This window comes from Pseudomonas sp. S11P7, from assembly GCF_023195435.1.
GTDB lineage: Bacteria > Pseudomonadota > Gammaproteobacteria > Pseudomonadales > Pseudomonadaceae > Aquipseudomonas > Aquipseudomonas fluorescens_G.
Genome location: NZ_JALPKS020000002.1, coordinates 5563893 through 5587974, shown reverse-complemented (window position 1 = coordinate 5587974; position 24082 = coordinate 5563893). Strand labels below are relative to the sequence as shown.

The following is a 24082-nucleotide window of genomic DNA, read 5'->3' as shown; positions in this document are numbered from 1 at the left end:
TGGTTCCTTGTTGCTTGGGCAGTTGGCGTCAACTGTAGTCGCTTGGCCATTACGGCGAAAGTAAAGCAGCGCCTCGTTGGCCGACGTTCCGCTATGATTCTTCGGATCAACGTCTCAGACCCGTGGCCCATGAAACCATTCCCCCTGCCCTCTCCCCATGAAAATAATCGCCGTCGCGAAAGCCGGGTGCCAAGCCAGGTGCAGCGGCTGTTTCGGCGGTTGGTGCGTGAGTGGTTGTGGATAAGTCTGGTCCTGTTACCGCTGACTGCGTTGTTGTCGTATCGGGCGCAGACCAGTCTGAAGGGTGTCTCTGCGACGATAGGTCCGTCCCTATCGGTCGGGTTAGTGGCTGTGGTCTTGAGTCTGTTGTTATGGCGTCCACGCTGGGCGCTGTGGATTACCCTGACGGGCATGGCCTGCGCACTGTTGATCAGTGCCGGCTTGGCGCAGGCGCAACATTGGTGGTCGCCGACCCCAGCGGTTCTCGGCATGTTGTTCGGTTATCTGATCTGGAACTGGCGGCGCCTGAGTGTCGTGCTCACCTACTTTGGCTGGGAACTGGCGCGCCTGGACAGCGAACCAAAGGTGTTTCCGGAGCGGCGCCGTTCGCAGTTCACCGGTACCGATCGCTTGCAAGGCCAGATCATGGCGCTGGAACAAGCCATGAGCCGCACCCGCGATACCCGCAGATTCATTGCCGATGGCCTCGAATACCTGCCCGTCGCCACGCTGATCAGCGACCCCAAGGGGCAGATTCTGTTGGGTAACCGCAAAGCACGCGAGCTCTTCGAAAACGATCTGGTGGGCAACGATGTGCTTGATCAACTGGGCAGCCTGGGCTACCCGGAATTATCCACAATGCCGCGACCGCCGCTGTCAGCGATGTCGTTGCTGGAGTTCCGTGATCACAAGGAGCGCAGCCTGCGCCTGGAACGTGCAGCATTGCTGACGGCCGACGGCGATACGCCCATTGGTTGGCTGTTCAGCCTCACCGACCTCAGCGCCGAACGCGCTGCTGAAGAACAACGCGGTGTGTTGCTGCGCTTCCTGTCCCATGACTTGCGCGCGCCCCATTCAGCCATCCTGGCGCTGCTCGACGTGCATCGCCATCAGGCTGGCGCCGATTCACCGTTGTTCGAGCAGATCGAACGCCAGGTCCGCCGAGCCCTGGACCTGACGGATGGCTTCGTCCTGTTGGCCCGCGCCGAATCCGAAGCCTATCAGTTTCAGCCAAGCCTGTTTGCGATGCTGGTGCTCGACGTGCTCGATCAAGCGCTGCCCATCGCTCAGCAAAACCGTATCGAACTGCGGCATGACATGGACGAGCAGTCTCAGGAACGCCTGGTCATGGCCGACCAGGGCTTGCTGACTCGTGCGTTGTTCAACCTGTTGGAAAACGCGATCAAATACAGCCCGGCTGGCTCTACGGTGCAATTGTGTGTGAGCTGCCATGAGCAGTGGCTGCGTTGCGAGCTGATTGATCAGGGCAAGGGTATCGCCGAGCACGAATTGCCGGAGCTGTTCAGTCAATACCGGCGTTTCTCCTCCGCGCAGGGCATTGATGGCATAGGGCTGGGCCTGTCGATGGTCAAAGCGGTGATCGATCACCACGGAGGCAGCATTGAATGCCGCAGCGTGATCGACCGAGGCACCACGTTCCTGTTGCATTTACCGTTGATTGCCGAATAAAACAGGCACAAAAAACCGGCTATATCAGCCGGTTTTTTTACATCGAAAATAAACTTATGCACGGTTTTCGGTGTTAGGCGAGACTCAAAAAAACTATTTTAAATCAACATCTTACGTCGAACTTGATGGCGTTTTAAAGCAAACCGTACACAGGTTATCCACAAAATGTCAGGCAGGTACTTGCTCATTGGTCACCGGCGCTTGCGGCGTCGGCGGCAGCGAGCCCATTTCCTGCTGGGTCTTTTCATTCCAGGCCTGGACGCGGTCGTTCAGCTCGGCAATGGCGCGTGGGCCAGTGCCCTCGGCGTACATCGGCTCACCGATCACCACGGTGATCACTCCGGACCTCTTGCCCCAGCCGACTTTCGGCCAGAATTTGCCGGCATTGTGCGCAATCGGCAGTACCGGAAGCGCCGCATTCACCGCCAGCGCACTGCCGCTGCGGGAGAATTTGCCGATGGTGCCGTAAGGTACGCGCGTCCCTTCCGGGAAGATCAGCACCCAAACGTTGTCCTTGAGCAACTCATCGCCCTTGGCCGCCACTTGTTTGAGTGCGGCTTTGGGATTGTCGCGATCGATCGCGATCGGCCGCAGCATGGCCATGGCCCAGCCGAAGAACGGCACGTAAAGCAATTCGCGCTTGAGCACCTGGCTCAATGGCGAGAAATAGGCGGAGAGAAAGAAGGTCTCCCAGGTGCTCTGGTGGTTCGATTGAATCACGCAGCGCCGGTCAGGCACGTTTTGCGCGCCTTTGATTTCGTAACGTATACCGAGGAAGACCTTGGTCAACCACAAGGCGCATCGGCACCAGTACACGTTGATGAAGCGATAGCGCGCCTTGAAAGAAAGAAACGGCGCGATAAAAAAACTCAAGCTGCACCACAGCAGGGAGGTGGTGCCCAGCAGCAGGTAAAAGAGAAAAATCCTGATGGCCCGCAGTATCGACATAATGACGTTTACCGTTACGGGGCAATGCCCGTCTGTTCAAGCGCACCCCCGAGCAATCCCTGGTCAGGAATTCAGAAGTACTCTAGTTGTGGATAAGTTCTGCGGCAATCGCCGCCAGATCGTCGAAAATCAGAGTGCCCACCGGCAGGGTTTTGCCCTGAGTCTTTGCGCCTTTCCCGGTCTTTACCAAAACTGGCTGTGAATCGACGGCTTTGGCAGCCTCCAGGTCACCAAGGCTGTCGCCGACGAACCAGACGTTGGTCAGCGGCACCTGGTAATGCGCGGCGATGGTCTTGAGCATGCCCGGTTTCGGTTTGCGGCAATCGCACCCTTCGTCCGGCCCATGCGGGCAATACACGATAAGCCCGACTTCGCCGCCCTGCTCCGCCACCAGATCGCGCAAGCGCGCGTGCATGGCGTCGAGGGTGGCGAGGTCGTAATAGCCGCGAGCGATGCCTGACTGGTTGGTGGCCACCGCCACCGTCCAGCCGGCCTTGCTCAACTGCGCGATCGCTTCGATCGAGCCGGGGATCGGAATCCACTCTTGCACCGATTTGATGTAAGCGTCGGAGTCGTAATTGATCACCCCGTCCCGATCGAGAATCAGCAGTTTCAACAGCAATTCCTCAACCCAGCAGCGAAATGTCGGCAACGCCAAGGAACAGACCACGCAAACGCGCCAGCAGCGCGTAACGGTTGGCCCGCACATTGGCGTCGTCGGCATTGACCATTACGGCGTCGAAGAACGCATCCACTGGCTCACGCAATGCTGCAAGGCGTGCCAGTGTTTCGTTGTACTGACGCGCCGCGGCCATTGGCTGCACCGCCTGATCCGCTTGCTGGATCGCCGAGTACAGCGAGAACTCGTTGGCGTTGTCAAAGTACTTGGCTTGCACCTCGGTCGGCACCGAGCCTTCGACCTTGCTCAACAGGTTCGACACACGCTTGTTGACGGCCGCCAGCGCTGCCGCTTCCGGCAGTTTGCGGAAGGCCTGCACCGCTTGCACACGCTGGTCGAAATCCAGCGCCGAACCCGGCTTCAGGGCACGAACCGACAGATAGGTGGCCACATCGACGCCTTCGTCTTCGTAACGCGCACGCAGACGGTCGAAGATGAATTCCAGCACGGACTCGTTGAGGCCGGCCGCCTTGACCTTGGCGCCGAACGCGTTCACCGCGAAAGCCACGGCGTCGTTCAGGTCCAGGTCCAGTTGTTTCTCGATCAGGATACGCAGCACGCCGAGTGCCGCACGGCGCAGGGCATACGGGTCTTTGCTGCCGGTTGGCAGCATGCCGATACCGAAGATGCCGACCAGGGTGTCGAGCTTGTCGGCGATCGCCACCGCTGCACCGGTCAATGTTGCCGGCAGTTCCGCACCGGCACCGCGTGGCATGTACTGCTCGTTCAGCGCCAGCGCGACGTCCTGCGGCTCGCCGTCATTGAGGGCGTAGTAGTAACCGGCGACGCCTTGCATCTCCGGGAACTCGCCGACCATTTCGGTGGCCAGGTCGCACTTCGACAGCAGGCCGGCACGGGCCGCCCACGAAGCGTTGCCGCCGATGCGCGCAGCGATGTACGCCGCCAGTTTCGAGACGCGCTCGGCCTTGTCGTAGACGCTGCCGAGTTTTTCCTGGAACACCACGTTCTGCAGGCGCAGGTTGAAGTCTTCGAGCTTCTGCTTCTTGTCCTGCTTGAAGAAGAACTCGGCGTCGGTCAGACGTGGGCGAACCACTTTCTCGTTACCGGCGATGATCTGCTGCGGATCTTTGCTTTCGATGTTGGCCACAGTGATGAAACGTGGCAGCAACTTGCCGTCGGCGTCCAGCAGGCAGAAATATTTCTGGTTGTCCTGCATGGTGGTGATCAGCGCTTCTTGCGGCACGTCGAGGAAACGCTCCTCGAACGAGCACACCAGCGGCACTGGCCACTCGACCAGCGCCGTCACTTCGTCGAGCAGCGCCGGCGGCACGATCGCGGTGCCTTCCTGACGGGTCGCCAGTTCTTCGGTGCGCTTGCTGATGATCTCGCGGCGCTCGTTGGCATCAGCCAGCACGTAAGCGGCACGCAGGTCGGCGAGGTAGCTCGATGGCGAACCGATGCGCACGGCTTCCGGATGGTGGAAACGGTGCCCACGGGAATCACGACCTGCCTTCTGCGCAAGGATCGTGCAATCGATGACCTGGTCACCGAGCAGCATCACCAGCCATTGGGTCGGACGTACGAACTCTTCCTTGCGTGCACCCCAACGCATGCGTTTCGGGATCGGCAGGTCGTTCAGCGAATCTTCGACGATGGTCGGCAGCAGGCTCGCGGTCGGCTTGCCGGCGATGTTCTGGCTGTAGCGCAGTTTCGGTCCGCTCTGGTCGATCTCGCTCAGCTCGACGCCACACTTCTTGGCGAAGCCCAGCGCGGCCTGAGTCGGGTTGCCGTCAGCGTCGAATGCGGCCTGACGTGGCGGGCCGTCGAGGTTGATGCTGCGGTCCGGCTGCTGAGTGGCCAGCGCGGTGATCAGCACAGCCAGACGCCGTGGTGCGGCGTAGACAGTTTTCGTCTCGTAGTTCAGGCCAGCGGCTTGCAGGCCCTTGTCGATACCGGCGAGGAACGCCTCAGCCAGGGTGTTCAGGGCTTTGGGTGGCAGTTCTTCGGTGCCCAGTTCAACCAGAAAATCTTGCGCACTCATTGTGCAGCCTCCAGCTTGGCCAGTACTTCGTCACGCAGGTCCGGGGTCGCCATCGGGAAGCCCAGCTTGGCGCGGGCCAGCAGGTAGGCTTGCGCAACGGAACGCGCCAGGGTGCGTACGCGCAGAATGTATTGCTGACGCGCGGTCACCGAGATCGCCCGGCGTGCATCCAGCAGGTTGAAGGTATGCGAAGCCTTCAGGACCATTTCATAGCTCGGCAACGGCAGCGGCTGGTCGAGCTCGATCAGGCGCTTGGCTTCGCTTTCATAGAAGTCGAACAGTTCGAACAGCTTGTCGACGTTGGCGTGTTCGAAGTTGTAGGTGGACTGTTCCACCTCGTTCTGATGGAACACGTCGCCGTAGGTGACTTTGCCGAACGGACCGTCAGCCCAGACCAGGTCGTAGACCGAATCCACGCCTTGCAGGTACATCGCCAGGCGCTCGAGACCGTAGGTGATCTCGCCGGTTACCGGGTAGCACTCGATGCCGCCTGCTTGCTGGAAGTAGGTAAACTGAGTGACTTCCATGCCGTTGAGCCAGACTTCCCAGCCCAGACCCCAGGCGCCGAGAGTCGGCGATTCCCAGTTGTCTTCGACGAAGCGGATGTCGTGGACCAGCGGGTCGAGGCCGACATGCTTGAGCGAGCCCAGGTACAGTTCCTGGAAGTTGTCCGGGTTCGGCTTCAGGACGACCTGGAACTGGTAGTAATGCTGCAGACGGTTCGGGTTTTCGCCGTAGCGGCCGTCAGTCGGACGGCGGCTTGGCTGCACGTACGCGGCGTTCCAGGTTTCCGGGCCGATGGCGCGCAGGAAGGTCGCGGTGTGGAAAGTGCCGGCGCCTACTTCCATATCGTAGGGCTGAAGTACCACACAACCTTGCTCGGCCCAGTATTGCTGGAGCGCGAGGATCAAGTCTTGGAAGGTACGCACGGCTGGCGTAGGCTGGCTCACGAAATTCACCTGTTTCTTGGGCTGCGATTTAAAGAGCGGGAGTATACCCGATTCGTTGCTGCGCACGCCCCCTGGAGCCTTATGCCACGCTGCTTTTGGTGTACCGAAGATCCGCTGTACATGGCTTATCACGATCAGGAGTGGGGCACGCCGCTACGCGATGCGCAGGGTTTGTTCGAGTTGCTTTTGCTCGAAGGGTTCCAGGCCGGGCTGTCGTGGATCACCGTGCTGCGCAAGCGCGAGCGTTATCGCCAGGTGCTGTTCGGCTTTGACGTGCAGCGTGTGGCGCAGATGAGCGACGCCGAAATCGACGAATTGATGCTCGATCCAGGGATCATCCGCAACCGCCTCAAACTCAACGCCGCCCGCCGTAATGCCCAGGCCTGGCTGGCGCTGGAAGACCCGGTGGCGTTCCTCTGGTCGTTTGTTAACGACCAATCGATCATCAATCATTTCAAGGATCGCAGCGAAGTCCCGGCGATCACCCCCGAAGCGCTGGCGATGAGCAAAGCCTTGAAAAAGGCCGGCTTCACCTTCGTCGGCCCGACCATTTGCTACGCGTTGATGCAGGCCTCGGGAATGGTCATGGACCATACGCAGGATTGCGACCGCTACGCGCAGTTGGTCAACGCCGGTTAGAATGCCGGCCTCGCGCACAGCACAAAGATCAGGAGTGACCTGTGGAAAAGTTTAAAGGCGCCTTGCTGGTAGGCGCGCTGCGGCTGTTTGCCCTGCTGCCATGGCGGGCCGTGCAGGCCGTGGGTTCGGCGATCGGCTGGATCATGTGGAAAACCCCCAACCGTTCCCGCGACGTGGTGCGGATCAACCTCGCCAAATGTTTTCCACAGATGGATGCGGCCGAACGCGAGCGTCTGGTCGGCCAGAGTTTGAAGGACATCGGCAAGTCGCTGACCGAAAGTGCCTGCGCGTGGATCTGGCCGGCTCAGCGCTCGATCGATCTGGTTCGTGAAGTCGAAGGCCTCGACGTATTGAAAGAAGCGCTGGCCTCTGGCAAAGGCGTGGTCGGCATCACCAGCCACCTGGGCAACTGGGAAGTGCTCAACCACTTCTATTGCAGCCAGTGCAAACCGATCATCTTCTACCGCCCACCCAAGCTTAAGGCTGTCGATGAATTGCTGCGCAAACAGCGCGTGCAACTGGGCAACAAAGTGGCTGCATCGACCAAGGAAGGCATCCTCAGCGTTATCAAGGAAGTGCGCAAAGGTGGTGCAGTGGGCATTCCGGCCGACCCGGAACCGGCCGAATCCGCCGGGATCTTTGTGCCGTTCTTTGCCACCCAAGCGCTGACCAGCAAGTTCGTACCGAACATGCTCGCTGGCGGCAAAGCAGTCGGCGTGTTCCTGCATGCGCTGCGACTGCCCGACGGCTCTGGCTACAAAGTGATCCTCGAAGCCGCGCCCGAAGCCATGTACAGCACCGATACCGCCGAATCCTGCGCGGCCATGAGCAAAGTGGTCGAGCGCTACGTTGCGGCATATCCGAGCCAGTACATGTGGAGCATGAAACGCTTCAAAAAACGTCCACCGGGCGAAGCGCGCTGGTACTGAGCACGATCGACGAGATTGGCATGATCTGTGGATAACCTCATCCTTGAAGTTATCCACAAATGTTCATTCAAGGGCGCAGCAGATGTCCGAACACCGCAAGTCGTTTCGTATCAAGATCACTCACGACAGCTTGGGCGAATGCCTCGGGCAGACGCGCAACCTGTCGCCCACCGGCGTTTACGTGCAGCATCCGCGTCTGGCGTCGTTGCCCAAGGGGGCAGTGGTGTATGGTCAGGTGCAAGACTTACCCACAGGTGCGCCGCGAGTGCGTATGGAAGTGGTCACGGTGGATGCTGAAGGCATCGGCTTGCGCTATTTGTAAGATTTACCGGGCCTGACGCTCGAGCTTCTTCAGGAACACCGACATTTCCTTTTCGGCCTGCTTGTCGCCATGGGCGCGGGCCGCTTCCAGCCCCTGTTCCCAGGCTTGCCGCGCGGCAGCAGAATCACCCAGCGCCAATCGGGCCTTGCCCAATAATTTCCACGCCGCCGAGTATTTCGGATCGAACGCCACGCAGCGCTGAAAATGCTCGGCAGCCTTGGCATTTTCGCCCAGATCCAGATAACCCTTGCCCAGGCCGAATCGCAGCAGAGCGTTATCCACACCTTTGGCGAGCATTTTTTCCAGCGACTCAAGCATCTCTTGCACCCTCGTTTCAGTGATCGTTCCCATGCTCTGCGGGGGAACGATCGATATCCGGATCAGAAGAAGCTCAGTCCCACATGAAACAGCTTCTCCACATCGCGAATATGCTTTTTATCCACAAGGAACAGAATGACATGGTCGCCCGCTTCGATCACCGTGTCGTCGTGGGCAATGATCACCTGTTCGTTGCGGATCACCGCGCCGATGGTGGTGCCCGGTGGCAGGCCGATTTTCTCGATCGGCTTGCCGATGACCTTGCTCGACTTGGCATCGCCGTGGGCGATCGCCTCGATGGCTTCCGCTGCCCCGCGGCGCAATGAGTGCACGCTGACGATATCGCCACGGCGCACGTGGGCCAGCAAAGTGCCGATGGTCGCCAGTTGGGGGCTGATCGCGATGTCGATATCGCCGCCCTGGATCAGGTCGACATAGGCCGGGTTGTTGATGATCGTCATGACCTTCTTCGCCCCGAGCCGTTTGGCCAGTAGCGAAGACATGATGTTGGCTTCGTCATCGTTGGTCAGGGCGAGGAAGATATCGGCGTCGGCGATGTTCTCCTCCAGCAGCAGATCGCGGTCCGAAGCGCTGCCCTGCAGCACCACGGTGCTGTCGAGCGTGTCCGAGAGATAACGGCAACGCGCCGGGCTCATCTCGATGATCTTCACCTGATAACGGCTTTCGATGGCTTCGGCCAGGCGCTCGCCGATCTGCCCGCCACCGGCGATGACGATGCGTTTGTAAGTCTCGTCGAGGCGGCGCATTTCGCTCATCACCGCACGAATATCCTCACGAGCGGCGATGAAGAACACTTCGTCGTCGGCCTCGATCACCGTGTCGCCCTGCGGCAGGATTGGCCGGTCACGGCGGAAAATTGCAGCGACGCGGGTTTCGACGTTCGGCATGTGCTCGCGTAGCTGGCGCAGTTGCTGGCCGACCAGCGGCCCGCCGTAATAGGCGCGCACCGCCACCAGTTGCGCCGCGCCTTCGGCGAAATCGATCACCTGCAAGGCGCCGGGATGCTGGATCAGGCGTTTGATGTAGTTGGTCACCACCTGCTCGGGGCTGATCAACACGTCGACCGGAATCGCCTCGTTCTGGAACAGCTGCTCTTCGCGATTGAGATACGACGCTTCGCGCACCCGGGCAATCTTTGTCGGGGTGTGGAACAGCGTGTGCGCGACCTGGCAGGCGACCATGTTGGTCTCGTCACTGTTGGTCACCGCGACCAGCATGTCGGCGTCGTCGGCGCCGGCCTGACGCAGTACCGAAGGCAGCGAGCCACGGCCCTGCACGGTGCGGATGTCGAGACGATCGCCGAGGTCGCGCAGGCGCTCGCCGTCGGTGTCCACCACGGTGATGTCGTTGGCCTCGCTGGCCAGATGTTCTGCCAGCGAACCGCCGACCTGTCCTGCACCGAGGATGATGATTTTCATCCAGTCACTCCGTTGAATCCGTTTAGCTGCGCGCGGCAGCGATCTTGATCAGCTTGGCGTAGTAGAACCCGTCATGCCCGCCTTGCTGGGCCAGCAGTTGGCGACCATGGGGCTGTTTGATTCCAGCCGCAGTAGCCAGGTCCAGCTCCCGTGCTCCCGGCGTACGCTCGAGAAACGCAGCAATCACTTCCGTATTTTCGGTCGGCAGCGTCGAGCAGGTGGCGTACAGCAGGATGCCGCCGACTTCGAGGGTTTGCCACATCGCGTCCAGCAGCTCGCCTTGCAGTTGCGCGAGAGCGGCGATGTCCTCGGGTTGCCGCGTCAGCTTGATGTCCGGGTGCCGGCGGATCACCCCGGTGGCCGAGCACGGCGCGTCGAGCAGGATGCGCTGGAACGGTTTGCCGTCCCACCACTTCGCCGTATCACGGCCGTCGGCAGCGATCAGCTCAGCGTTGAGGCCGAGGCGTTCAAGGTTCTCCTTCACTCGCACCAGACGCTTGGCCTCTAGGTCCACCGCCACCACGCCGGCCAGCGCCGGTTCGGCTTCGAGGATGTGGCAAGTCTTGCCGCCGGGGGCGCAGCAGGCGTCTAGCACGCGTTGCCTCGGCGCGAGGTCAAGCAGGTCGGCGGCCAGTTGCGCGGCTTCGTCCTGGACGCTGATCCAGCCCTCGGCGAAACCCGGCAGGCTGCGTACATCGGCGGCGGCTTCGAGGATGATGCCGTCGCGGCTGTACACGCAGGGCATTGCGGCAATCCCGGCCTCAGTCAGCAGGCCGAGGTAGGCGTCGCGGCTGTGATGACGACGATTGACCCGCAGGATCATTGGCGGATGCGCGTTGTTCGCTGCGCAGATCGCTTCCCACTGTTCCGGCCAGAAGGCTTTCAGGGATTTCTGCAGCCAGCGCGGGTGAGCGGTGCGCACCACTGGATCGCGTTCCAGCTCGGCGAAAATCGTTTCGCTATCGCGCTGGGCATTGCGCAGCACGGCGTTGAGCAGGCCTTTGGCCCATGGCTTTTTCAGCTTGTCGGCGCAACCGACGGTCTCGCCGATGGCTGCGTGGGCCGGCACGCGGGTGTAGAGCAATTGGTAGAGACCGACCAGCAGCAACGCCTCGACATCGGCGTCGGCGGCCTTGAACGGTTTCTGCAAAAGCTTCTCGGCCAATGCCGACAGGCGTGGCTGCCAGCGCGCGGTGCCGAAGGCCAGATCCTGAGTGAAACCGCGATCGCGATCCTCGACCTTGTCCAGTTGCGTGGGCAGCGAACTGTTCAGCGAAGCCTTGCCACTGAGCACGGCGGCAAGTGCCTTGGCGGCGGCCAGACGCGGGTTCATTGCGGATCCACCGCGGCACCGAGCACGGTGCCGACGGCGAATTTCTCGCGACGGCTGTTGAACAGGTCACTGAAATTCAGCGCTTTGCCGCCGGGCAGTTGCAGGCGGGTCAGGCGCAGGGCTTGTTCGCCGCAGGCAACGACCAGACCGTCCTTGCTGGCGCTGATGATTTCACCCGGCGCGCCTTTGCCTTCGGCGAGATTCGCCGCCAGCACTTTCAGCGCTTCACCGTTGAGGGTGCTGTGGGTGATCGGCCATGGATTGAAGGCACGCACCAGGCGTTCCAGCTCAACGGCCGGACGGCTCCAGTCGAGGCGCGCTTCGTCCTTGTTCAATTTGTGCGCGTAGGTGGCAAGTTCGTCGTTCTGCACTTCGCCTTCCAGGGTGCCGGCGGCGAGACCGGCAATGGCCTGGATCACAGCGGGCGGGCCCATCTTCGCGAGACGATCATGCAAGGTGCCGCCGGTATCTTCGGCGCTGATCGGCGTGACGACCTTGAGCAGCATCGGCCCGGTGTCGAGGCCGGCTTCCATGCGCATCACGGTCACACCGCTTTCGGCATCGCCGTGTTCGACCGCGCGCTGGATCGGCGCCGCACCACGCCAGCGTGGCAGCAACGATGCATGACTGTTGATGCAACCGAGACGCGGAATATCCAGCACCACTTGCGGCAGAATCAGACCGTAGGCGACCACCACCATCAAATCCGGCTTCAGCGCAGCCAGTTCAGCCTGGGCATCGGCATTGCGCAAGGTCGGCGGCTGCAACACCTGGATATGGTTTTCCAGGGCGAGCTGTTTGACCGGGCTCGGCATCAGTTTCTGCCCGCGCCCGGCCGGCCGATCTGGCTGGGTGTACACCGCGACGATCTCGTACGGGCTGTTCAGCAGGGCCTTGAGGTGTTCGGCGGCGAATTCCGGGGTGCCGGCAAAAACGATGCGCAATGGCTCAGTCATGAAAGGCGTCTCACAAAAATGAAAAAGGCTTGCCGCAGCAAGCCTTTGAAGAGGGGCATCAAGCGTTCTGGCGGTGCAGCTTTTCCAGCTTCTTCTTGATCCGGTCGCGTTTGAGCGTGGACAGGTAGTCGACGAACAATTTGCCGTTGAGGTGGTCGCATTCGTGCTGGATGCACACCGCAAGCAGGCCTTCGGCGATCAGCTCATAGGGCTTGCCGTCGCGGTCCAGCGCCTTGATCCTGACCTTTTGCGGGCGATCGACGTTTTCGTAGAAACCGGGTACCGAGAGGCAGCCTTCCTGGTACTGGTCCATGTCCTCGGTCAACGGTTCGAACTCGGGGTTGATGAACACCCGCGGCTCGGTCCGGTCTTCGGAAAGGTCCATGACCACGATGCGTTTATGTACGTTGACCTGGGTCGCGGCAAGGCCGATGCCCGGCGCTTCATACATTGTTTCAAACATGTCATCGACCAACTGACGCACTTCGTCGTCCACTACAGCCACAGGCTTGGCGATAGTGCGCAGACGCGGGTCCGGGAATTCGAGGATGTTTAAAATGGCCATAGGCTTTGATTGCTGCACACGTTGAGTAAAGTCGGGTCGATGGCCTGGCAGGTCCGAAGATGCAGGCTACCGTTGTGAAGCGTAGCTTGTGCAGTTTGCCCAAGCGAGCCACGGGGGCTCTGACGGTTCACGCGAACGCATATGATAAAGGGATTCACGGCATGAGGAAAACACTACTCGCCCTGCTGCTCCTGGCTTCGGCCGGCGCGGCGCAAGGGCAAGTGCAACTCAGGGAAGGTTTTCCACAGCAATACACGGTGGTTTCAGGGGACACGCTCTGGGACATTTCCGGCAAATACCTGCGCGAGCCCTGGCAATGGCCGCAACTGTGGCGGGCCAATCCGCAGATCGATAACCCCAACCTGATCTATCCCGGCGACACGCTGACGCTCAGCTACGTCAACGGCCAGCCGCAACTGACCGTCAACCGTGGCGAGTCGCGCGGCACCATCAAACTCTCGCCCCGCATCCGCACCAGCCCGGTGGCCGAGGCGATTCCAAGCATTCCGCTGAAGTCCATCAACAGTTTCCTGCTGAGCAACCGCATCGTCGACAAGGCTGAAGATTTCGACAAGGCGCCGTACATCGTCGCTGGCGATGCCGAGCGCGTGCTCAGCGGCACCGGTGACCGCATCTTCGCCCGTGGCCATTTCGACCCGGAACAACCGGTGTACGGCATCTTTCGCCAGGGCAAGGTCTACACCGATCCGCAGACCCAGGAATTTCTCGGGATCAACGCCGATGACATTGGTGGCGGTGAAATCGTCGCCACCGAGGGCGATGTCGCCACCCTCGCGCTGCAACGCACTACCCAGGAAGTGCGCCTCGGTGATCGTTTGTTCAGCGGCGAAGAACGTTCGATCAATTCGACCTTCATGCCCAGCGCCCCTGCCCGCGATATCAACGGGGTGATCATCGACGTACCGCGCGGCGTCACGCAGATCGGCGCGATGGACGTGGTCACGTTGAACAAGGGCAAACGCGATGGCCTTGCCGAGGGCAACGTGCTGGTGGTGATGAAAACCGGCGAAACCGTGCGTGACCGGATCACCGGCCAACCGCTGAAGATTCCCGATGAACGCGCCGGGTTGCTGATGGTGTTCCGTACCTACGACAAACTCAGCTATGGCCTGATTCTCAACGCATCGCGCTCGCTGGCGGTGCTCGACAAGGTGCGTAATCCGTAGCTTGCTCAACAAGTTACCAACAGAGTTATCCACAGCTTGTTCCGAAAGGTACGGGCCTTATATCGATCAAGGATGATCCATGATGTCTCCTGTCTGTACACCGGTTTCCCCGGCGGAACTGGAAGCGCGCCTGCGCCTGCACCGCTTGCCGGATATCGGCCCCAAGCGCTTTGCCAAATTGCTCGAAGCCTTTGGCTCGGCCTCCAAAGCCATCAGTGCGCCGGCCAGCGCCTGGCGTTCGCTGGGTTTGCCGGCGGCGTGCGCCGAGGCGCGGCGTTGCCCTACGGTTCGCGACGGTGCCAGCCACGCAATGCGCTGGCTAGAGCGGCCGGGCCAGCATTTGCTGATGTGGGACCAGGCCGATTATCCGGCGCTGCTGGCGCAGATTCCGGATCCGCCGCCGTTGTTGTTCGTTGCCGGCGATGCGCGGATTCTGGAGAAACCGCAACTGGCGATGGTCGGAAGCCGCCGCGCTTCGCGTCCTGGCATGGACACCGCCGCAGCGTTTTCGCGCAGCCTTGCCGGGGCCGGTTTTGTCATCACCAGCGGCCTGGCGCTGGGCATCGACGCGGCAGCCCACCAAGCCGCGCTGGATGTTGGCGGGCTGACCGTCGGGGTACTCGGCACCGGCCTGGAAAATTTTTATCCACAGCGCAACCGACGGCTGGCCGAGGCGATGATGGCGTCCGGCAGCGCCGTGCTTTCGGAGTTTCCGCTGGATGCCGGGCCGGCCCCCAGCAACTTCCCGCGGCGTAACCGGATCATCAGCGGTTTGTCGCTGGGCGTGCTGGTGGTCGAGGCCAGCGTCGCCAGCGGTTCACTGATCACCGCGCGGCTGGCGGCGGAACAGGGGCGTGAGGTGTATGCGATTCCCGGGTCGATTCATCATCCGGGCGCACGTGGCTGTCATCAGTTGATTCGTGATGGCGCGGTGCTGGTGGAAACCATCGAACACATCCTCGAAGCCCTGCGCGGCTGGCAGCATGTGTCTCCGTCCACGGATTGCGCGAAGGCCGACCATCCGTTGCTCGCTCTGCTCCACGCCGCCCCGCATACCAGCGAAGCGCTGGCCGATAGCTGTGGCTGGGCCTTGCCCAAAGTGTTGGCAGCACTGACCGAGCTGGAAATGGACGGCCGGGCGGTCTGCGAAAACGGTCGTTGGTTGGCCAGGACACGCTAGGTTTTACATGCAGGATAGGTAAACTGCGCGAAACCTGATTGCGGAGAGTTTTTTCATGGTCAACAGTTGGCGTGTGCAACAAGCCGCGCGAGAGATTCGTGCCGGGGCGGTGATTGCCTATCCAACCGAAGCCGTCTGGGGGCTGGGTTGCGACCCGTGGAATGAAGAGGCCGTGGACCGGCTGCTGGCAATCAAGAACCGCTCGGTGATCAAGGGGCTGATTCTGGTCGCCGACAACATTCGCCAGTTCGACTTCCTGTTCGAAGATTTCCCGCAGGAATGGATCGACCGCATGGCCAGTACCTGGCCGGGGCCGAACACCTGGCTGGTGCCGCATCAGGGCTTGTTGCCCGAATGGGTGACCGGTATCCACGACACCGTGGCGCTGCGGGTCAGTGATCACCCGCAAGTGCGCGACCTGTGTTCAATGGTCGGGCCGCTGATTTCCACGTCTGCCAACCCTCAGGGGCGCCCGGCTGCGCGTACGCGCCTGCGGGTCGAGCAGTATTTCCGTGGGCAGCTCGATCTGGTACTCGGCGGGCAACTGGGTGGCCGCAAGAACCCCAGCGTGATCCGCGACCTGGCGAGCGGCAAGGTCATTCGTCCCGACTGACCCGGCTTCAAACGATATGAATGTGCGTACTCCTCGGCGTGATGGCGAGGAGTACTACGCATGCCTGCGATTTTTCCTACAACAGGGGCTTTCTCTCCTGTCAGAAAAGTCGTCAACCGCCCGGATTCATTGACTTTTCCCACCTGATTATCAGACCTCCCGGCGTGGCGGAATCGCCAAAAGCAACCATCCTTTCCTCAGCACTCGAAACACTTCGATAAGTAAGGACTGCGGAGAAAGAATGGACACTACGGATTTGCAACTCACGGATTACCTGCAAACGCTTCAGACAACGTTAAAGAGTCATCACGAGGGTTGCCGTATCGTGACGCTTGAAGCGGGATCGGATACCCAGGACTTTGATCGGTTCATCGATCGGCAATTTCGGCTGCGGCTGCAGCATTACATGCTGTCCTCACGTGCGCGGCTGCTCGAAACGCAACTGGCGATCAAGTCGCGCAGTACGCACTTTCTGCTGTACCGCCACGACCAGTTGCTGGCGGTACTGCGGGCCACTCCGGCACCGTTCGAATGGGCGTTGCTGGCGCAACAACATGTGTCGCCCACGGTGGCGCTGTCACGGCATGTCGAATTCAGCCGCTTGATCTCGTACTCGACCCATCAGCTGCCCATCGCGGTCAACGGCCTGTTGGCCGCCGCTGCCGAGTGGGCGATCAGGAATGGCTACCAGGGCGTCACCGCACTGTGCCGGTCGCAACAGCTGCGTTTTTACCAACGCTTCGGCCTGATGCCGATTGCTTCAAATGCCCTGCACATCGACCATCGCGCACGCGGCGATTACTGGGTGTTGTCCGCCGAGTGGCGGCAGATCCTCGCGGCGGTGCAACCGCCGGATCAGGCGGCGGTTGGTCATCTGATACAGAAGCCGTTGGCGTGTCATCCACCAGGCTTCTGAAGAGGCTCGCACATCTCGCCAGCCGTGGCGCCAAGCCCTGGCTGGCGAGACGTCGACGGGTTTGTCAGGGCAGCAGGACGGTAGAACCGGTGGTGCGCCGCGCCGACAGTTCGGTTTGCGCTTTCGCCGCCTCGGCCAGTGGATAACGCTGGCTGATGTCCACCTTCAGTTTGCCGCTGCTGATCATCTCGAACAGCTCGTCGGCCATGCGCTGCAGGTTTTCGGCGTTGTTGGCGTACGTCGCCAGGGTCGGCCGGGTGACATACAGCGAGCCTTTGGCAGAAAGAATGCCCAGGTTCACCCCATCCACCGCGCCGGAGGCATTACCGAAACTGACGACCAGGCCCCGTGGCGCAGCGCTGTCGAGGGAGGTCAGCCATGTGTCCTTGCCGACGCCGTCATACACCACCGGGACTTTCTTGCCGTCGGTCAACTCCAGCACGCGCTGGGCAACGTTCTCGTGGCTGTAATCGATCGTCGCCCAGGCGCCATTGGTTTTGGCCAGTTCAGCTTTTTCTTTGGAACTGACCGTACCGATCAGCTTCACCCCGAGCGCCTTGGCCCACTGACAGGCGAGCGAGCCGACGCCACCGGCCGCAGCGTGAAACAGAATGGTCTCGCCACCCTTGAGTTCATAGGTCTGGCGCAGCAGATACTGCACGGTCAGGCCCTTGAGCATGACGCCGGCGGCCGTCTCGAAACTGATGTCGTCGGGCAGGTGCACCAGATTGTCCTGCGGCAGCACGTGCAATTCGCTGTAAGCACCCAGCGGGCCGGTGCCGTAGGCCACTCGATCGCCAACCTTGAACCGGGTGACTTCGCTGCCGACTGCATCGACGATGCCTGCCCCTTCAGCGCCCAGCCCGGACGGCAAGGCAGGCGGCGGATACAGGCCGCTGCGGAAATAGGTGTCGATGAAGTTCAGGCCGATCGCCTTGTTCGCCACCCGCACCTGATTCGGGCCGGGTGCGGCGGGTTCGTAATCTACATATTCGAGCACTTCGGGACCGCCGTGGGCGCGGAACTGGATACGCTTTGCCATCTGCCTGCTCTCCTTGGGGCTTTTTGTAAGCCCCCTATCCAACTCCCATGCTTGATCTTCGTCAACTGCGGCGGGCCATTGTGCGATGGTATGCTACGCGCCCATTTGCGCCGCCCCGCCTGCCGGGGGCGGCGCCCGATTCAAGGTGAAGCCATGACGACCCGCACCGACGCCGTAAAGGCCTATCTGCTCGACCTGCAAGACCGCATCTGCGCCGCTCTGGAAGCCGAAGACGGCGGCACGCGCTTCGTCGAAGACGCCTGGACCCGGCCCGCCGGCGGTGGCGGTCGTACCCGGGTGCTGGAGAACGGCACGCTGATCGAAAAGGGCGGGGTCAATTTTTCCCATGTGTTTGGCAGCGGCCTGCCGCCCTCGGCCAGCGCTCACCGGCCCGAACTTGCCGGCCGCGGTTTTGAAGCCCTCGGCGTATCGCTGGTGATCCACCCGCATAACCCGCATGTACCGACCTCCCACGCCAACGTGCGGTTTTTCATCGCCGAGAAAGAAGGCGAAGAACCGGTCTGGTGGTTCGGCGGCGGTTTTGACCTGACCCCGTATTACGGCAATGAACAAGACTGCATTCATTGGCATCGCGTCGCCGAACAGGCGTGTGCGCCGTTCGGTGCCGACGTGTATCCACGTTACAAAGCCTGGTGCGACACCTACTTCCATATCAAGCATCGTCATGAGCCGCGCGGTATTGGCGGGCTGTTTTTCGATGACCTGAACGAATGGGACTTCGACACCAGCTTCGCCTTCATGCGTGCCATCGGCGATGCCTACATCGAGGCGTACCTGCCGATCGTGCAGCGCCGCAAAAATGATCCATTCACCGCCCAACAGCGTGAATTTCAGGAATTTCGTCGTGGCCGTTACGTCGAGTTCAACCTGGTTTACGACCGCGGTACATTGTTCGGGCTGCAATCGGGCGGGCGTACCGAGTCGATCCTGATGTCCCTGCCGCCGCAAGTGCGCTGGGCTTACGACTGGAAAGCCGAGCCCGGCAGCGAAGAAGCGCGCCTGACCGAGTACTTCCTGCAAGACCGCGACTGGCTCGCCGAAGCCTGAGGAGCCCTGATGGATCGCTACGTTGTTTTCGGCAACCCGATCGGCCACAGCAAGTCGCCGATGATTCACCAGCTGTTCGCGCAGCAGACCGGCCAGCAACTTGAATACAGCACGTTGCTGGCCCCGCTTGATGACTTTTCCGGCTGCGCCATGGCGTTTTTCCAAGAAGGCCGCGGCGCCAACGTCACTGTCCCGTTCAAGGAAGACGCCTATCGCCTGGCCGATAGCCTGACCGCCCGAGCGCAACGCGCCGGCGCGGTGAATACCTTGAGCAAACTGACTGATGGCACGCTGCTCGGTGACAACACCGATGGTGCCGGGCTGGTGCGCGATCTGACGGTGAATGCCGGCTTCAGCCTGACGGGCAAACGCATCTTGCTGCTGGGTGCCGGTGGCGCAGTGCGCGGTGCGCTGGAGCCGCTGCTGGCGGAGAAACCGGCATCGCTGATCATTGCCAATCGCAGCGTGGACAAGGCCGAGCTGCTGGCCGAATCGTTTGGCGATCTGGGCCCGGTGTCGGCCAGCGGTTTCGACTGGTTGCGCGAGTCGGTTGACGTGATCATCAATGCCACCTCGGCCAGCCTCACTGGCGACGTGCCGCCGATTGCCGCGAGCCTGATCGAAGCGGGCAAGACCCTGTGCTACGACATGATGTACGGCAAGGAGCCGACCGCTTTCTGCCGTTGGGCCAGTGAGCATGGCGCGGCGCTGTCGATGGATGGTTTGGGGATGCTGGCAGAGCAGGCGGCCGAGGCGTTTTACCTGTGGCGCGGCGTGCGCCCAGACACGGCGCCGGTGCTGGCCGAACTGCGCCGCCAGCTCGCGCAATGATCTCCCTGTGGGAGCGAGCCTGCTCGCGAAAGCGGTCTATCTGACACATCGATTGCGGATGTGCCACCGTCTTCGCGAGCAGGCTCGCTCCCACAGGTTATTCGGTGTTCTCGAAGTCAGTCTTCAAACCTGATCGGGCATTTCTCCGGCCCTTCGAGCTTGCGCAACTCCTCCACCACCTGCGGCCGCGCCCCACGCAAGGTCAGGCTGCGGTTCTGGCGCAGCAGGCGTCGCGCCTCCTGGTGCAGCATTTCCACCCCCGAATAGTCGATGAAATTGATCTGCTGCGCTTCGATCACCACCCGTTCGCCGTGCATGCGTTGCAGGCGCACTTGCAGGTAATGGCTGGCGCCGAAAAAGATCGACCCGCCGACCCGCAGCACATCGTCTTCGCCGTCGCGCCAATGTTGCACTCGCGGTTGCGACGTGCGCTTGAGGTAGAAAAACAGCGAGGCCAGCACACCGGCATAAATGGCGGTCTGCAATTCCAGCAGCAACGTGGCGAGGCAGGTCAGGGCCATCACCACGAACTCGGCGCGGCTGACCCGCAGCAAGGCCCGAATGGCGCGATGGTCAATCAGGCCCCAGGCAATCAGCAGAATGCTCCCGGCCATCGCCGGGATCGGAATGTGCGCAATCAGTCCGGCGCCAAAGATCGCGAATAATGCCACCCACAGCGCCGAAAACACTCCCGCCAGCGGCGAGCAGGCGCCCGCTTCATAACTCAGGCCTGAGCGGGTAAACGAGCCGGCGGACAGCGAGCCGGAGAAAAACGCACCGACGATATTCGACAAGCCCTGCGCGCGGACTTCCTGGTTGGCATCGAGCAACTGTTGCGATCGCGCGGAAATCGAGCGCGCGATCGACAGGCTGGTGACCAGGCCCAGCATGCCGACTGCCACCGCGCTCGGCAGCAGGCGCAAGACCAGGTCGAGGTCCAGTGGCAAGGCACTGAACGGCGGCAAGCGCCCTACGAAGGCGCTGACCCGATGTACATGGCCGAACATCGCCGGCCACAGCCAGACCAGCACACTGGCCAGGACGAGGGTGATCAACAACGTCGGCCAGCGCGGTAGCCAGCGTTTGAGCACGATGCCGACCAGCACCGTGGCCACGCCGAGTACCAGCGAAGGTTTATCCACAGCTCGCAGGTGCTCAAGCAGATCCATCAGGCTTGCCAACGCCGTGCTATTGGCCGGCAATTCCAGCCCCAGCAGGTTCGGCAACTGGCCAATGGCAATAACCACTGCCGCGCCGAGGGTGAAACCCAGCACGACTGAATGCGAAACAAAATTCACCAGCGCGCCGAAGCGCAACAAGCCGAGCAACCACTGGAAGATTCCGGCGAGCAAGGTCAGCAGCAGAATCAGCGTGATGTAGTCCTGCGAGGCGGGCACGGCCAAGGGGCTGACGCTGGCAAACAGCACGATCGAAATCGCCGCCGTCGGGCCGCAAATCAAATGCCAGGACGAACCCCACAGACAGGCAATCAGCACCGGCACAATTGCCGCATACAGACCGTACTCGGGCGGCAGGCCGGCGATCAGCGCGTAGGCAATCGACTGCGGTAACGCCAGAATCGCCCCGCTGAGCCCGACGATCAGATCCCGTCCAACGCTGGCGCGGGTTTGCCGTGGCAGCCAGGTGAGGAAAGGGAAGAGAGAGTGGCGGCTGGGGAAGGCCATGGGTCCTCGCAGTTGGGGGTTTGTTCAAGGGTATCAGTGTGTCAGGTAGAAGACCCTCACCCTAACCCTCTCCCAAAGGGAGAGGGGACTGACCGAGGTGTTTGGACTGGCTAAATCGACCTGCGGAATCAGCGTCGAACTCATGTCTCGAATCAAACAACGATAGGCTCCCTTTCCCCCTCGCCCCCTTGGGGGAGAGGGCTGGGGTGAGGGGGCAAAGATCTCAAGCTGATCACTGATCCAGCAACCCCTCGATCAAAGCTTCGCCTTGACCGCCGCCAACGCATCCTTGCCATCCGCCGTCTTCACCCCATCCAGCCATTTATCCAGCACGGCGGGGTTGGCCTTGATCCATGCCTTCGCCGCCTCGGCATTGCTGATCTTCTTGTTCACCACCTCGGCCATGATGCTGTTTTCCATGTCCTGAGTGAACGCCAGGTTGGTCAGCAATTTGCCCACGTTCGGGCAGGCCTCGGCGTAACCCTTGCGCGTCAGCGTATAAACGCTGCCGGTGCTGCCGAAGTACTTCTCGCCGCCCTTCAGGTAATGCATTTTCAATTGCACGTTCATCGGGTGTGGGGTCCAGCCGAGGAAGGTGACGAACTTCTGCTTCTTCACCGCACGCGAGACTTCCGCCAGCATCGCCTGTTCGCTGGACTCGATCAGCTTCCACTGGCCCATGTCGAAGTCATTCTTCTTGATGATTTCCTGCAACGAGATGTTCGCTGGCGCACCGGAGCCAATGCCGTAGATCTTGCGGTCGAACTTGTCGGCGTATTTGTTCAGGTCGGCAAAATCATGCACACCCGCGTCCCACACGTAATCCGGCACGGCGAGGGTGAACTCCGTGCCTTCGAGGTTCTTCGCCAGCTGCGTGACGTCACCGGTGGCGACGAACTTGTCGTAGAAGCCTTGCTGTGCCGGCATCCAGTTGCCCATGAACACATCCACCTGGCCGTCCTTCAGACCGCCGAAGGTGATCGGCACGGCGAGGGTGTCGATCTTGGCCTTGTAGCCCATGCCGTCGAGCAGAAACCCGGTGATGGCGTTGGTCGCCGCGATGTCGCTCCAGCCCGGATCGGCCATTTTCACCGTGCCGCAGTTCTGTTCGGCAAAAGCCGAAGCGCTGCTCAATGCGATCAGACCAACCGTTACGACTGTGGATAACTTGCCCATGGACTTCCCCTTACATTATTGGTTTTGGCAGGGTTGTGGATAACGTGCTTTGCGTTCCAGATCATCGAGGTCGATGTGGTTGCGCATGTACTGCTGACTGGCGTCCACCAGCGGCTGGTGATCCCAGCTCTTCAGCTTGCCGAGGGTCAGGGCTTGTGCGACGAAACGGCGGCGGCGCTGACTGGCGAGCACCTGGCCGTGAATCGTCGGAATGTCCCATTTGGCCCGCGCTTCGGCGAGAAAGTCTTCGAACAGTTGGCGATGTGCCGGCGACTGGCTGAGCTCTTCCAGTTCACGCGGATCGTTGTCTACGTCGAAGAGTAGGCAAGGGTCGCTTTCGCTGTAGATGAATTTGTAGGCGCCGCGACGGATCATCATCAACGGGCTGACGGTGCCTTCGGCCATGTATTCGCCGAACACTTCGTCGTGACCGCCCTGCCCTTGCAGGTGTGAAACCAGCGAGCGGCCATCCAACGGCAAGCCCGGTTCGAGGGTGCCTCCGGCCAGTTCGACAAAGGTAGGCAGCAGGTCGGCGGTCGAGACTGCGGCGCTGACACGGCCGGCGTTGAATTGCCCCGGCGCACTGATCAGCAACGGCACTCGGGCAGCCATTTCGTACCAGTGCATTTTGTACCAGAGGCCCTTCTCGCCGAGCATGTCGCCATGGTCGCCGGAGAACACCACGATAGTGTCATCCAGTAAACCGGTATCTTCGAGGGTTTGCAGCAGTTTGCCGACGTTGGCGTCGATATAGCTGCAGGCACCGAAGTAGGCCCGGCGCGCATCACGAATCTTGTCCACAGGCAAGGGTTTGTCCCACAGGTCGTAAACCTTGAGCAGGCGTTGCGAATGTGGATCGAGTTCGTGCTGATCCGGCGTCGCCGGCAGCGGGATATCGGCATCGTCGTACAAATCCCAGAAGGCCTTGGGAATGGTGTACGGGTCGTGGGGGTGAGTCATCGAAACGGTCAGGCAGAACGGCTGGTCGCCGTCCTCGCGAATGTGATCGAACAGATATTGCTGGGCCTTGAACACCACTTCTTCATCGAAATCGAGCTGGTTGGTACGCACGCAGGGCCCGGCCTGCAGGACTGACGACATGTTGTGATACCAGGTCGGCCGCACATCCGGTTCATCCCAGTTCACGGCCCAACCGTAATCGGCCGGGTAGATGTCGCTGGTCAGGCGCTCTTCATAGCCGTGCAATTGATCCGGTCCGCAGAAATGCATCTTGCCCGACAGCGCAGTGCGGTAGCCAAGGCGGCGCAGGTAGTGGGCGTAGGTCGGGATATCGGCGGGAAAATCGGCAGCGTTGTCGTAAGCGCCGATCTTGCTCGGCAACTGACCGCTGACCAGGGTGAAACGCGACGGCGCGCACAGCGGACTATTGCAATAAGCGGCATCGAACACCACGCCTTGTTCGGCGAGGCGCGACAGATTCGGCAGTTTGATCGGCGACGGGCCGTAGAACGGCAACATTGGCGCGGCCATTTGATCGGCCATGATGAAAAGAATGTTCTTGCGCTTCATGTGATCGCGGCATTCCATAGTGAATATTTATGCGACATTGCTGCAATCGAGCATGGAGCCCCTGCTCTGTTCGGTAAAGCCTGCG

Annotated in this window: 23 protein-coding genes; 10 read left to right on the top strand and 13 right to left on the bottom strand. The window is 61.1% G+C overall.

The genetic code is table 11. The features are described from left to right. Positions 1 to 129: 129 nt before the first annotated feature. Positions 130 to 1689, top strand: coding sequence for a sensor histidine kinase (locus tag M0746_RS25540; RefSeq protein WP_258451067.1), 1560 nt, complete (start codon positions 130 to 132; stop codon positions 1687 to 1689). A 168-nt stretch (positions 1690 to 1857) separates the two neighbouring features. Here the strand turns inward: M0746_RS25540 and M0746_RS25535 are convergent, their stop codons facing one another. The 4 genes from M0746_RS25535 to glyQ form a co-directional block, all read right to left on the bottom strand. Then, positions 1858 to 2637 carry a lysophospholipid acyltransferase family protein gene (locus M0746_RS25535; RefSeq protein WP_258451066.1) on the bottom strand — a complete coding sequence of 260 codons (780 nt, stop codon included), beginning with the start codon at positions 2635 to 2637 and terminating at the stop codon, positions 1858 to 1860. 82 nt (positions 2638 to 2719) lie between these two features. Continuing rightward, positions 2720 to 3259, bottom strand: coding sequence for a D-glycero-beta-D-manno-heptose 1,7-bisphosphate 7-phosphatase (gmhB, locus tag M0746_RS25530; protein WP_258451065.1), 540 nt, complete (start codon positions 3257 to 3259; stop codon positions 2720 to 2722). A gap of 4 nt (positions 3260 to 3263) precedes the next feature. Continuing rightward, complete coding sequence (gene glyS, locus M0746_RS25525) at positions 3264 to 5318, bottom strand: glycine--tRNA ligase subunit beta (protein WP_258451064.1); 2055 nt, start codon at positions 5316 to 5318, stop codon at positions 3264 to 3266. Further along, positions 5315 to 6268 (bottom strand): glycine--tRNA ligase subunit alpha, encoded by a 954-nt coding sequence (glyQ, locus tag M0746_RS25520; RefSeq protein ID WP_003187265.1) that lies wholly within the window; start codon positions 6266 to 6268, stop codon positions 5315 to 5317. The genes glyS and glyQ overlap by 4 nt, the downstream gene beginning before the upstream one ends. 81 nt (positions 6269 to 6349) lie before the next feature. Here glyQ and tag point away from each other — a divergent pair, with 81 nt between their 5' ends. The 3 genes from tag to M0746_RS25505 all read left to right on the top strand — a co-directional run bounded on the left by tag (position 6350) and on the right by M0746_RS25505 (position 8158). Beyond that, positions 6350 to 6907: a DNA-3-methyladenine glycosylase I gene (gene tag, locus M0746_RS25515; RefSeq protein ID WP_258451063.1), complete on the top strand. Its 558-nt coding sequence runs from the start codon at positions 6350 to 6352 to the stop codon at positions 6905 to 6907. A gap of 41 nt (positions 6908 to 6948) precedes the next feature. Further along, on the top strand, positions 6949 to 7836 hold the full coding sequence (locus tag M0746_RS25510; RefSeq protein ID WP_016772383.1) for a lysophospholipid acyltransferase: 888 nt from the start codon (positions 6949 to 6951) through the stop codon (positions 7834 to 7836). Between the two features lie 82 nt (positions 7837 to 7918). Continuing rightward, positions 7919 to 8158 carry a PilZ domain-containing protein gene (locus tag M0746_RS25505; RefSeq protein WP_258451062.1) on the top strand — a complete coding sequence of 80 codons (240 nt, stop codon included), beginning with the start codon at positions 7919 to 7921 and terminating at the stop codon, positions 8156 to 8158. A 3-nt stretch (positions 8159 to 8161) separates the two neighbouring features. Here the strand turns inward: M0746_RS25505 and M0746_RS25500 are convergent, their stop codons facing one another. From M0746_RS25500 to def, 5 genes are all read right to left on the bottom strand, one after another. Next, positions 8162 to 8476 (bottom strand): tetratricopeptide repeat protein, encoded by a 315-nt coding sequence (locus M0746_RS25500; RefSeq protein WP_208939125.1) that lies wholly within the window; start codon positions 8474 to 8476, stop codon positions 8162 to 8164. A 62-nt stretch (positions 8477 to 8538) separates the two neighbouring features. After that, on the bottom strand, positions 8539 to 9915 hold the full coding sequence (gene trkA, locus M0746_RS25495) for a Trk system potassium transporter TrkA (RefSeq protein ID WP_090287869.1): 1377 nt from the start codon (positions 9913 to 9915) through the stop codon (positions 8539 to 8541). Between the two features lie 22 nt (positions 9916 to 9937). After that, complete coding sequence (rsmB, locus tag M0746_RS25490; protein WP_258451061.1) at positions 9938 to 11248, bottom strand: 16S rRNA (cytosine(967)-C(5))-methyltransferase RsmB; 1311 nt, start codon at positions 11246 to 11248, stop codon at positions 9938 to 9940. Next, positions 11245 to 12204 (bottom strand): methionyl-tRNA formyltransferase, encoded by a 960-nt coding sequence (gene fmt, locus M0746_RS25485; protein WP_258451060.1) that lies wholly within the window; start codon positions 12202 to 12204, stop codon positions 11245 to 11247. Before fmt ends, rsmB begins: the two co-directional genes overlap by 4 nt. Before the next feature lie 58 nt (positions 12205 to 12262). Then, complete coding sequence (gene def / locus M0746_RS25480; RefSeq protein WP_090287876.1) at positions 12263 to 12769, bottom strand: peptide deformylase; 507 nt, start codon at positions 12767 to 12769, stop codon at positions 12263 to 12265. Positions 12770 to 12930: 161 nt separating this feature from the next. Between def and M0746_RS25475 the strand changes: the two genes are divergently transcribed. The 4 genes from M0746_RS25475 (at position 12931) to M0746_RS25460 (ending at position 16665) form a co-directional block, all read left to right on the top strand. Next, on the top strand, positions 12931 to 13956 hold the full coding sequence (locus M0746_RS25475; RefSeq protein WP_258451059.1) for a LysM peptidoglycan-binding domain-containing protein: 1026 nt from the start codon (positions 12931 to 12933) through the stop codon (positions 13954 to 13956). A 79-nt stretch (positions 13957 to 14035) separates the two neighbouring features. Further along, a complete protein-coding gene (dprA, locus tag M0746_RS25470) occupies positions 14036 to 15136 on the top strand; it encodes a DNA-processing protein DprA (RefSeq protein WP_446731336.1) in 1101 nt (366 codons plus the stop codon). A gap of 55 nt (positions 15137 to 15191) precedes the next feature. Beyond that, positions 15192 to 15749 (top strand): L-threonylcarbamoyladenylate synthase, encoded by a 558-nt coding sequence (locus tag M0746_RS25465; RefSeq protein WP_258451058.1) that lies wholly within the window; start codon positions 15192 to 15194, stop codon positions 15747 to 15749. Positions 15750 to 15990: 241 nt separating this feature from the next. After that, a complete protein-coding gene (locus M0746_RS25460; RefSeq protein ID WP_258451057.1) occupies positions 15991 to 16665 on the top strand; it encodes a hypothetical protein in 675 nt (224 codons plus the stop codon). A gap of 64 nt (positions 16666 to 16729) precedes the next feature. On the opposite strand, the gene M0746_RS25455 is transcribed toward M0746_RS25460, so the two are convergent. Further along, positions 16730 to 17707 (bottom strand): NADPH:quinone reductase, encoded by a 978-nt coding sequence (locus M0746_RS25455; RefSeq protein ID WP_258451056.1) that lies wholly within the window; start codon positions 17705 to 17707, stop codon positions 16730 to 16732. Between the two features lie 153 nt (positions 17708 to 17860). On the opposite strand from M0746_RS25455, the gene hemF reads away from it, so the two are divergent. Both hemF and aroE read left to right on the top strand, forming a co-directional pair. Further along, on the top strand, positions 17861 to 18775 hold the full coding sequence (gene hemF / locus M0746_RS25450) for an oxygen-dependent coproporphyrinogen oxidase (protein WP_258451055.1): 915 nt from the start codon (positions 17861 to 17863) through the stop codon (positions 18773 to 18775). 9 nt (positions 18776 to 18784) lie between these two features. After that, on the top strand, positions 18785 to 19606 hold the full coding sequence (gene aroE / locus M0746_RS25445; protein WP_258451054.1) for a shikimate dehydrogenase: 822 nt from the start codon (positions 18785 to 18787) through the stop codon (positions 19604 to 19606). Positions 19607 to 19722: 116 nt separating this feature from the next. Here the strand turns inward: aroE and M0746_RS25440 are convergent, their stop codons facing one another. From M0746_RS25440 to betC, 3 genes are all read right to left on the bottom strand, one after another. Further along, positions 19723 to 21291 carry a SulP family inorganic anion transporter gene (locus tag M0746_RS25440; protein ID WP_258451053.1) on the bottom strand — a complete coding sequence of 523 codons (1569 nt, stop codon included), beginning with the start codon at positions 21289 to 21291 and terminating at the stop codon, positions 19723 to 19725. Between the two features lie 255 nt (positions 21292 to 21546). Further along, positions 21547 to 22467: a choline ABC transporter substrate-binding protein gene (gene choX / locus M0746_RS25435; protein ID WP_258451052.1), complete on the bottom strand. Its 921-nt coding sequence runs from the start codon at positions 22465 to 22467 to the stop codon at positions 21547 to 21549. Positions 22468 to 22482: 15 nt separating this feature from the next. Beyond that, complete coding sequence (gene betC, locus M0746_RS25430) at positions 22483 to 23997, bottom strand: choline-sulfatase (protein ID WP_258451051.1); 1515 nt, start codon at positions 23995 to 23997, stop codon at positions 22483 to 22485. Between the last annotated feature and the right edge of the window lie 85 nt (positions 23998 to 24082).

Bases quoted from the DNA above. Each gene is read 5' to 3' on its own strand.
- M0746_RS25540 (WP_258451067.1), top strand. From the start codon at position 130: ATGAAACCATTCCCCCTGCCCTCTCCCCATGAAAATAATCGCCGTCGC.
- M0746_RS25535 (WP_258451066.1), bottom strand. From the start codon at position 2,637: ATGTCGATACTGCGGGCCATCAGGATTTTTCTCTTTTACCTGCTGCTG.
- glyS (WP_258451064.1), bottom strand. From the start codon at position 5,318: ATGAGTGCGCAAGATTTTCTGGTTGAACTGGGCACCGAAGAACTGCCA.
- tag (WP_258451063.1), top strand. From the start codon at position 6,350: ATGCCACGCTGCTTTTGGTGTACCGAAGATCCGCTGTACATGGCTTAT.
- M0746_RS25505 (WP_258451062.1), top strand. From the start codon at position 7,919: ATGTCCGAACACCGCAAGTCGTTTCGTATCAAGATCACTCACGACAGC.
- M0746_RS25500 (WP_208939125.1), bottom strand. From the start codon at position 8,476: ATGCTTGAGTCGCTGGAAAAAATGCTCGCCAAAGGTGTGGATAACGCT.
- trkA (WP_090287869.1), bottom strand. From the start codon at position 9,915: ATGAAAATCATCATCCTCGGTGCAGGACAGGTCGGCGGTTCGCTGGCA.
- rsmB (WP_258451061.1), bottom strand. From the start codon at position 11,248: ATGAACCCGCGTCTGGCCGCCGCCAAGGCACTTGCCGCCGTGCTCAGT.
- fmt (WP_258451060.1), bottom strand. From the start codon at position 12,204: ATGACTGAGCCATTGCGCATCGTTTTTGCCGGCACCCCGGAATTCGCC.
- def (WP_090287876.1), bottom strand. From the start codon at position 12,769: ATGGCCATTTTAAACATCCTCGAATTCCCGGACCCGCGTCTGCGCACT.
- M0746_RS25475 (WP_258451059.1), top strand. From the start codon at position 12,931: ATGAGGAAAACACTACTCGCCCTGCTGCTCCTGGCTTCGGCCGGCGCG.
- dprA (WP_446731336.1), top strand. From the start codon at position 14,036: ATGATGTCTCCTGTCTGTACACCGGTTTCCCCGGCGGAACTGGAAGCG.
- M0746_RS25465 (WP_258451058.1), top strand. From the start codon at position 15,192: ATGGTCAACAGTTGGCGTGTGCAACAAGCCGCGCGAGAGATTCGTGCC.
- M0746_RS25460 (WP_258451057.1), top strand. From the start codon at position 15,991: ATGGACACTACGGATTTGCAACTCACGGATTACCTGCAAACGCTTCAG.
- M0746_RS25455 (WP_258451056.1), bottom strand. From the start codon at position 17,707: ATGGCAAAGCGTATCCAGTTCCGCGCCCACGGCGGTCCCGAAGTGCTC.
- hemF (WP_258451055.1), top strand. From the start codon at position 17,861: ATGACGACCCGCACCGACGCCGTAAAGGCCTATCTGCTCGACCTGCAA.
- aroE (WP_258451054.1), top strand. From the start codon at position 18,785: ATGGATCGCTACGTTGTTTTCGGCAACCCGATCGGCCACAGCAAGTCG.
- M0746_RS25440 (WP_258451053.1), bottom strand. From the start codon at position 21,291: ATGGCCTTCCCCAGCCGCCACTCTCTCTTCCCTTTCCTCACCTGGCTG.
- choX (WP_258451052.1), bottom strand. From the start codon at position 22,467: ATGGGCAAGTTATCCACAGTCGTAACGGTTGGTCTGATCGCATTGAGC.
- betC (WP_258451051.1), bottom strand. From the start codon at position 23,997: ATGAAGCGCAAGAACATTCTTTTCATCATGGCCGATCAAATGGCCGCG.